This is a genomic window from Methylobacterium sp. D53M (genome assembly GCF_053345625.1).
In genome coordinates, this window is sequence record NZ_JBKFAL010000061.1 from 1 (window position 1) to 6589 (window position 6589).

General features: G+C 72.3%; 12 protein-coding genes. 9 read left to right on the plus strand and 3 right to left on the minus strand.

The window, feature by feature from the left end:
• Positions 1–443: 443 nt before the first annotated feature.
• From ACLBYG_RS31265 to ACLBYG_RS31280, 4 genes are all read left to right on the plus strand, one after another.
• The gene (locus ACLBYG_RS31265) at positions 444–938 is read left to right on the plus strand and encodes a GAF domain-containing protein (protein ID WP_447684046.1); all 495 of its coding nucleotides are present in this window, start codon (positions 444–446) and stop codon (positions 936–938) included.
• Positions 939–1052: 114 nt separating this feature from the next.
• Positions 1053–1202, plus strand: a complete 150-nt coding sequence (locus ACLBYG_RS31270) for a hypothetical protein (RefSeq protein WP_020096531.1) — start codon at positions 1053–1055, stop codon at positions 1200–1202.
• A 105-nt stretch (positions 1203–1307) separates the two neighbouring features.
• Positions 1308–1532: a hypothetical protein gene (locus ACLBYG_RS31275; RefSeq protein WP_020096530.1), complete on the plus strand. Its 225-nt coding sequence runs from the start codon at positions 1308–1310 to the stop codon at positions 1530–1532.
• Positions 1533–1835: 303 nt separating this feature from the next.
• Positions 1836–2294, plus strand: a complete 459-nt coding sequence (locus ACLBYG_RS31280) for a MucR family transcriptional regulator (RefSeq protein ID WP_447684047.1) — start codon at positions 1836–1838, stop codon at positions 2292–2294.
• Positions 2295–2381: 87 nt separating this feature from the next.
• Here ACLBYG_RS31280 and ACLBYG_RS31285 read toward each other — a convergent pair whose 3' ends face one another.
• Entirely contained in the window at positions 2382–2639 is a 258-nt protein-coding gene (locus ACLBYG_RS31285) for a hypothetical protein (RefSeq protein WP_447684048.1), read from the minus strand.
• A 122-nt stretch (positions 2640–2761) separates the two neighbouring features.
• Here ACLBYG_RS31285 and ACLBYG_RS31290 point away from each other — a divergent pair, with 122 nt between their 5' ends.
• On the plus strand, positions 2762–3010 hold the full coding sequence (locus tag ACLBYG_RS31290; protein WP_020096527.1) for a DUF6894 family protein: 249 nt from the start codon (positions 2762–2764) through the stop codon (positions 3008–3010).
• A gap of 29 nt (positions 3011–3039) precedes the next feature.
• On the plus strand, positions 3040–3318 hold the full coding sequence (locus ACLBYG_RS31295; RefSeq protein WP_026605481.1) for a hypothetical protein: 279 nt from the start codon (positions 3040–3042) through the stop codon (positions 3316–3318).
• A gap of 10 nt (positions 3319–3328) precedes the next feature.
• Here the strand turns inward: ACLBYG_RS31295 and ACLBYG_RS31300 are convergent, their stop codons facing one another.
• Positions 3329–3457 carry a hypothetical protein gene (locus tag ACLBYG_RS31300; protein WP_020096525.1) on the minus strand — a complete coding sequence of 43 codons (129 nt, stop codon included), beginning with the start codon at positions 3455–3457 and terminating at the stop codon, positions 3329–3331.
• A gap of 204 nt (positions 3458–3661) precedes the next feature.
• Between ACLBYG_RS31300 and ACLBYG_RS31305 the strand changes: the two genes are divergently transcribed.
• From ACLBYG_RS31305 to ACLBYG_RS31315, 3 genes are all read left to right on the plus strand, one after another.
• On the plus strand, positions 3662–4204 hold the full coding sequence (locus ACLBYG_RS31305; protein ID WP_091684059.1) for a DUF3016 domain-containing protein: 543 nt from the start codon (positions 3662–3664) through the stop codon (positions 4202–4204).
• Between the two features lie 186 nt (positions 4205–4390).
• Complete coding sequence (locus ACLBYG_RS31310; protein WP_447684049.1) at positions 4391–5881, plus strand: sensor histidine kinase; 1491 nt, start codon at positions 4391–4393, stop codon at positions 5879–5881.
• On the plus strand, positions 5878–6243 hold the full coding sequence (locus tag ACLBYG_RS31315; RefSeq protein ID WP_042672258.1) for a response regulator: 366 nt from the start codon (positions 5878–5880) through the stop codon (positions 6241–6243). Before ACLBYG_RS31310 ends, ACLBYG_RS31315 begins: the two co-directional genes overlap by 4 nt.
• A 103-nt stretch (positions 6244–6346) precedes the next feature.
• Here ACLBYG_RS31315 and ACLBYG_RS31320 read toward each other — a convergent pair whose 3' ends face one another.
• Positions 6347–6544, minus strand: a complete 198-nt coding sequence (locus ACLBYG_RS31320; RefSeq protein ID WP_447684050.1) for a hypothetical protein — start codon at positions 6542–6544, stop codon at positions 6347–6349.
• Positions 6545–6589: the final 45 nt, after the last annotated feature.

Consider the following 6589-nt stretch of genomic DNA (forward strand, 5'->3'; position numbering starts at 1 on the left):
CAGGTCGGCGGCCGAGGCGGCGCCGGTCAGGAGAGCCGTGGCGGCGCTCGCGAGCAGAAGCTTCTTGATCATCTGGTCCTCTGTCTCCCGTTGGACGGGATGTGTGCGGGGCGGACAGGACGTCAGGATGTGCGGGCGCGATAGTGCATTGTTGCAACAGCGCCGGCGGGGGTCCGGAGCGGGTGGACCGAAAGGTGCGCTGGAGCACATCATCGCGGCGACGTGATCCGGTGCCGCGGAACTATTTCGCGACTTCTGTCGCGGAGTTCCGCCGCGACGACCAATATGCGCACGCTGCGACCGCACATCTCCGCGCGCCCGATCACGTCGGCGAAACGCTTGATCCAGGTTGTTGCCCACCGCGCCGGTGCCCGACAGACTTGTACAGCGGCACCGCATGGGGCGTTGCCCGATCGATCGGAGTGCTCGCGGCCGCGTCCCACATGGATGAACTCTCCCTGGATCTCGCCTCGGGTCTGGTTCGGGCCGCCCACCGCCTGGCGACCGCCCGGTCCCTGGAGGACACGGTCGCGATCCTGCGCGAGACCGCGCGGGAGATCGCGGGCTCCGACGGGATCGCGGTGGTTCTGCGCGAGGGCGACGCCTCCTTCTACGCCGCCGAGGACGCCATCGAGCCACTGTGGCGCGGCCGCAGGTTCCCGCTGACGGCGTGCATCTCGGGCCGCGCGATGCTCGACGACGCGACCATCGTGATCCCGGACATCGAGTGCGATCCCCGGGTGCCGCTCGCCCTCTACCGCCTGACCTCGATGCGCAGCCTCGTGATGGTGCCGATCGGCTCGCCCGAGCCCGTCGCTGCACTGGGCGCCTACTGGTGCGCCTCGGTCATCCCGGACGACGCGACGGTCCGCCGGCTCGAGGATCTGGCCCGGCACGCGGCCACCGCCCTGGCGCGGCCGCGCCCGGCGGGATCGTGACGGTCGCGGCCGCGCGGGTCCGCGGCCGCAGGATCCCGTTCCGGCCGGGATCGATCGGCCGTCCCGGCCGTTCCCCGCCCTCAAGGCCCCGCACGGAAGACCCAGACCCGCCACATGAAGCGCCTCACCCTCATCGGCATCTTCATCGTCCTGCTGCTCGCCATCGTGGCGATCGCGGCCACGTGGTCGAAGGTCACGCCCGTCAATCCGGCGGTCGCGCCGGACACGTCCGCGACGCCCAACCCCACCGGCGAGCGGAAATGAGGCCGCGCTGACGCATCGCCCGGTACGCCGGTCCCGGCGACCGCGCCGGGAACATGCGGGGACCTCCCGCCTTGGCCCTACACGAAGGACCGCAGGGAGGGACGGATGGGACAGGATGTCGACGCCGCACGCGAGGCCCTGGGGACGGTCCCGCCGGGCCGGCCGGCAGCCCCGGAGAAGCGGGCCGACCCGGCGGCCGGCGGCAGCGGTCCCCACGCCCCTGGCCCCGTTGATCCCGGCTCCGACGCGGCGCCGGAGAGCGGCGGCTACGACACCCGACCGCCCGCGCCGCAGCCCGACAACCGGAAGGGCGGATACGGCGCCGGCTGAGGCGCCCCGACCCCGTCTCTAGCCATCGCCGCCCGGGGCACGCCGCCGCCTCCGTGCCGGTTCGCGGCCGGTTCGCGCGGCTCGCCCGACACGGTCGGTCGGGGCTGCCGCGCGGGCAGCCGGATCATCCGCGACCGCGCGCCGCGATCCCCGACGGTGTCCGACCGGGTCGACGGGCCGCGCGCCCGCGCGGTGCCAGAAAATCTCGAGATATTCATCGAGTCTTCGTTCTATATTTACGCTGTTTAAACCCTTGCCACGCCCAAACCGTGGGAACGTAAATCGCTCGCTGGAAGTCCGATCATGAATGAGACCTTCGATGAGACATCCAACACCTTGGCCGTGATGACCGCCGAGCTTGTGGCCGCCTACGTGTCGAACAATCCGGTGCCGGCCGCGGAGCTTCCGGCCCTGATCGCGCGCGTCCACGGCGCGATCAGCGGGCTCGTCGCCGGGACGCCGGCGGCGCAGGCCGGCGCGGCCCCGCAGACCGAGGTCGAGAAGCCGACCGCGGCCCAGATCCGCAAGTCGGTCCGGCACGACGGGATCGTCAGCTTCATCGACGGCAAGCTCTACAAGACGCTGAAGCGTCACCTCGCCAGCCACGGCCTGGATCCGCGCAGCTACCGCGACAGCTACGGCCTGCCGACCGACTATCCGATGGTCGCCCCCGGTTACGCCGAGCAGCGCTCCGCCCTCGCCAAGGCGATCGGCCTGGGCCAGCCCGGCGCCATGGCGCGGCGCGGCGGCACGGACCACTGACCCCGACAGGCGCGTCGCCGCCCGGGCGGCGAGACCGCCGGCTGTCCGGCCGACCGCCCGGCCAATCGCGCCGTCATCGCCGGGCGCTCAATCCTCCGGGCCGGGACGGCCCCGCGCCCGGACCCCGCCCGCCCCGGTGCGGCCGCGGGCATAGCCCAGCGATATCAGTCCGCCCTGCCGGGCGAGGCGCCGCTCCAGCGCGTCGAGATCGACCAGAGCGTCCGCGATGGCCGCGACGAGCGCGGCCCACGCGTCACCCTTCGCCGCCCTGTGATAGGCCACGGCGATCGTCTCGGCTTCCCTGAGACGAAACTCCGCAGGGGCCACCTCGGGATCTGGGTGCATCGTCGTCCGAATCCGTATAGAACATATCACGAACAAAGCGCATCGGCACGGTGGGTTCAACCGCGGATGCGCCCCGTTCCCGGATCGCGGTGGAGTGCTGTGGATTGATCGAGGGAAGCTCAATGCCGACGCGGCTTTACCGCTTCCACTGCACGGACGGCCACGAGCTGGTGACCGACCTGCGCGGCAGCCGGTTTCCGAACGCGGCGCAGGTGCGGGCCCACGCCGATCGGGTCGCGCTCGCGCTGATGGAGCGGGTCGTGGAGCGGTTCGACTGGTCGGGCTGGCAGGTCGAGGTCTACGACGCCAAGGGCCGTCGGGTCTGGATCCGGGCCTTCCCGGATGTGTGCGTCGACAGGCGGGCTGCCTGAGACGGGTGGCCGAGCAGAAGGAGAAGCAGATGGCGTTCAAGCCGAGATCCGCCGCCGAGACCAAGGCGCGCGACCTGGGTCTGGCCCTGGCCCGGATCGCCGAGGACGCGGGCACGCCGGCCCATATCGGCGTCGACCGCTTGCGGCGCGCGAGTCCCCGGCTGACCCCGCTGGCAGTGGGTCAGATGGTGCGCCGGGAGCGGGACACCGTCGAGGCGACCCTGGCCGAGCGCGGTCTGGCGCTCGTCGACTATTCCGATCAGGGGCCGGGTCGCGGGATGGAATTCGTCATCGACGCGGCGGCCTGAGCGGCGCGGGTCAGGCCGCCGCCGGGCGGCTCCGCAGAAGGCGGCCGACCAGGCGGAACGGCAGGAGCGGCAGCTTGATCAGCGCCGTGACCACCAGCACCGCCACGACGGTGAGAAGCGCGAGAACAGAGTTCATCATGCGCGTCGGACTCCCATGACCGGCTCGCCCCTCGGGCCGGGTGCGCTACGAGGCGCCCGGATCACGGCGAGACTATGGACGGTCGGGCGCCATTCGGTCGCAGCCGGACATCCGCGCGGGGCACTGGATACCGGGCCCCGTTCGGGCGGTTCTTCCCGGCAGGCCTGCCCCGGTCAGGCCGCCACACGCGGAGAGGAGTTCGGTATGCGCACGCGTCTCGCCGGAAGATCGGCCGCGCTCGCGGCCGCGGCCGCGCTCTCGGTGATCGGGGCGTCCGCGGTCCCCGCCCGGGCACAGCCGGCGGCACAGGCGCAGGTGACCGTGCGCTACGCCGCGCCGGAGCGGTTCACCGATGCCGAGAACCGCTTCGGCTCCGGGCAGCCGCTCCGGGTCACCCTGGCCGAGCTGACCCGGATCTTCACGGATCTCGGCACGGCGCGGCTCCGCCCCGACGAGCGTCTCGACATCACGGTGCTCGACGTCGATCTGGCGGGCTTCGACCGGCCCGGCTTCGCGACCCCGACCGGCCTGCGGGTCGTGACGGACGCCACGCCGCCGCGGATCCGCCTCGCCTACAGCCTGCGTCGCGGCGGCCGCACCGTGGCGCAGGGCGCGGATACGGTGACGGACATCAACTTCCTGCTGACGTCCAACCCGCGCTTCTCCACCGGCGGCCTCTACTACGAGCGGCAGATCCTGCGCGACTGGTTCGCCCGGCGCTTCCCGGAGCCCGCGGGCCGCGGCTAGAACCCGTCTGCCGGCCCGACGACGCGACCAGGCCGGAGCCGGCGGCGCCCCTACCGGGCAGAGGAGCGGTGTAGTAGCGTCGGCGTGACCCGTCCGCCGGGCCGGCCGACCCGACCGGTCGCGGACCGGGCTTCCGCCATCCGCGCTGCGCTCGCCCGAGCCGGAGCCACACGAGTCGGTCACCGCATGAGCGAGGCCCGCATCTTCTCGGCCGGCTGCAGCGAGCTCGCCGACCTTGTCCGGAGCTTCGACTGGGCGGGGACGCCGCTGGGTCCCATCGCCCACTGGCCGCAGAGCCTGGTCTTCGCGGTCAGCACGCTGCTGCAATCGCCGGTGCCGATCGTGCTGCTCTGGGGCGAGGACGGCATCATGATCTACAACGACGCCTATTCGGGCTTCGCGGGCGGCCGCCATCCCGAACTCCTCGGCTCGAAGGTGCGCGAGGGCTGGCCGGAGGTCACCGACTTCAACGACAACGTCATGCGCGTCGGCCTCGCCGGCGGGACGCTGTCGTACAAGGACCAGCAACTGACCCTGCACCGCTACGGCCGGCCCGAGCCGGTCTGGATGAATCTCGACTACTCGCCGGTCCTCGGGGAGGACGGGCGCCCGGCCGGGGTCATCGCCATCGTGGTCGAGAGCACCGAGCGGGTTCTGGCCGAGCGCCGCCTGCGCGCGAGCGAGGAGCTGTTCCGCACCCTCGCCCAGGGCATCCCCCAGCTCGTCTGGCGCGCCGCGATCGACGGGGCCTGCATCTGGTCGAGCCCGCAATGGCACGCCTATACCGGGCAGACCGACGCGACGAGCCTGGGCTGGGGCTGGCTGGCGGCGGTCCATCCGGACGATGAGGCGGTCGCCGCGGCCGCGTGGCGCGACGCGCCGGTGAGCGGCCACCTCTCCTTCGAGCACCGGCTCCGCAACGCCGCCGAGGACCGGTTCTGCTGGTTCCAGACCCGGGCCGCGCCGGTCCGCGACGCGCAGGGCCGGATCGTCGAGTGGCTCGGCACCTCGACCGACATCGACGATCTGCGCCAGCTCCAGGAGCGGCAGCAGGTCATGGTCGCCGAGCTGCAGCACCGGACCCGGAACCTCCTCGGCGTCGTGCGCTCCATCGCCAAGCAGACCATGGCCCAGACCGGGCCCGGCGAGACATTCCGGCAGCGGTTCAACGATCGTCTGTCCGCCCTCTCGCGGGTCCAGGGCCTCCTCTCGCGCTCCGATCAGGAACCGATCACGCTCCGCTCCCTGATCGAGACGGAACTCGCCGCCCTCGACGCCCCGGCCATGTCGGCGCGCATCCGGCTGCACGGGCCCGTGGTGCGGCTGCGCAAGGCGACGGTGCAGACCTTCGCGCTGGCCCTGCACGAGCTCGCCACCAACGCGCTGAAATACGGCGCGCTCACCACCGCGCAGGGACGCCTGAGCGTGACGTGGCGGACCTACCGGGCGGACGACGGCGGCGGCCGGCTGCTGGTGGAATGGGTGGAGGAGGGTCTCGTTCGCGGACCGGAGCTGGCGGACGCGGCGCCGCGGGGCGGCTACGGTCGGGAACTGATCGAGCACGCCCTGCCCTACGCCCTGAAGGCGACGACCAGCTACGAACTCGGCGCCACGGCGCTACATTGCTCGATCAACATCCCGCTCCCCGAGGGAGAAGCCGCAGGCAACCCCACATGACCTCGAAACCACGCGCGCTGGCCGGCAGGCGGGTCCTGCTCGTCGAGGACGACTACTTCATCGCCGTCGATCTCAAGTCCGGCTTCGAGGAAGGCGGCGCCCAGGTGCTGGGTCCGGTCGCGAGCGTCGGCGAGGCGCTGGCGCTGATTGCCGGCACGACCGAGATCGACGCCGCGGTCCTCGACATCAACCTGCAGGACGAGCTCGTCTATCCGGTGGCCGACGCGCTGCACGCGCGCGGCGTGCCCTTCCTGTTCGCCACCGGCTACGATCCGGTCGCCGTGCCGTCGCTCCACGGCGCCGTCGCCCTCTGCCAGAAGCCGATCGACCCGCAGGTCGTGGCGCGGGCGCTGTTCGGCTGACATTACCCGGCTGTCGGTGGCGCGAGCCGCGGCGGCGCGGCGGATGTTTCCCGTGAAACATCCGCGCGGGCATCGATTCCCGCGCCGCTGCCGGCGCTGCGCGTCAGCGATCCCCGAAGAGGCGCACGATCGCGCCGGCGGCCAGCCACAGGCCTCTCAGGAGCCACCAGACCAGCCGGCCCGCCTGGACCACGAGCTCGACGGCTTCGAGACCGTCGAGCACGCGCCGGAAGAAGCCGCGCCGGCGGACTGCCAGTGCGGGCTCGGGCGGTGGCTTATCCGGGCCGTCTCTCCCGCGCATGCGCGCCTCCGGACCACGGCGCCGGCCAGGTAAAGGCGGCGCCCC

Bases quoted from the DNA above. Each gene is read 5' to 3' on its own strand.
- ACLBYG_RS31320 (WP_447684050.1), bottom strand. From the start codon at position 6,544: ATGCGCGGGAGAGACGGCCCGGATAAGCCACCGCCCGAGCCCGCACTG.
- ACLBYG_RS31305 (WP_091684059.1), top strand. From the start codon at position 3,662: ATGCGCACGCGTCTCGCCGGAAGATCGGCCGCGCTCGCGGCCGCGGCC.
- ACLBYG_RS31310 (WP_447684049.1), top strand. From the start codon at position 4,391: ATGAGCGAGGCCCGCATCTTCTCGGCCGGCTGCAGCGAGCTCGCCGAC.
- ACLBYG_RS31300 (WP_020096525.1), bottom strand. From the start codon at position 3,457: ATGATGAACTCTGTTCTCGCGCTTCTCACCGTCGTGGCGGTGCTGGTG.
- ACLBYG_RS31280 (WP_447684047.1), top strand. From the start codon at position 1,836: ATGAATGAGACCTTCGATGAGACATCCAACACCTTGGCCGTGATGACC.
- ACLBYG_RS31290 (WP_020096527.1), top strand. From the start codon at position 2,762: ATGCCGACGCGGCTTTACCGCTTCCACTGCACGGACGGCCACGAGCTG.
- ACLBYG_RS31270 (WP_020096531.1), top strand. From the start codon at position 1,053: ATGAAGCGCCTCACCCTCATCGGCATCTTCATCGTCCTGCTGCTCGCC.
- ACLBYG_RS31285 (WP_447684048.1), bottom strand. From the start codon at position 2,639: ATGCACCCAGATCCCGAGGTGGCCCCTGCGGAGTTTCGTCTCAGGGAA.
- ACLBYG_RS31295 (WP_026605481.1), top strand. From the start codon at position 3,040: ATGGCGTTCAAGCCGAGATCCGCCGCCGAGACCAAGGCGCGCGACCTG.
- ACLBYG_RS31265 (WP_447684046.1), top strand. From the start codon at position 444: ATGGATGAACTCTCCCTGGATCTCGCCTCGGGTCTGGTTCGGGCCGCC.
- ACLBYG_RS31275 (WP_020096530.1), top strand. From the start codon at position 1,308: ATGGGACAGGATGTCGACGCCGCACGCGAGGCCCTGGGGACGGTCCCG.
- ACLBYG_RS31315 (WP_042672258.1), top strand. From the start codon at position 5,878: ATGACCTCGAAACCACGCGCGCTGGCCGGCAGGCGGGTCCTGCTCGTC.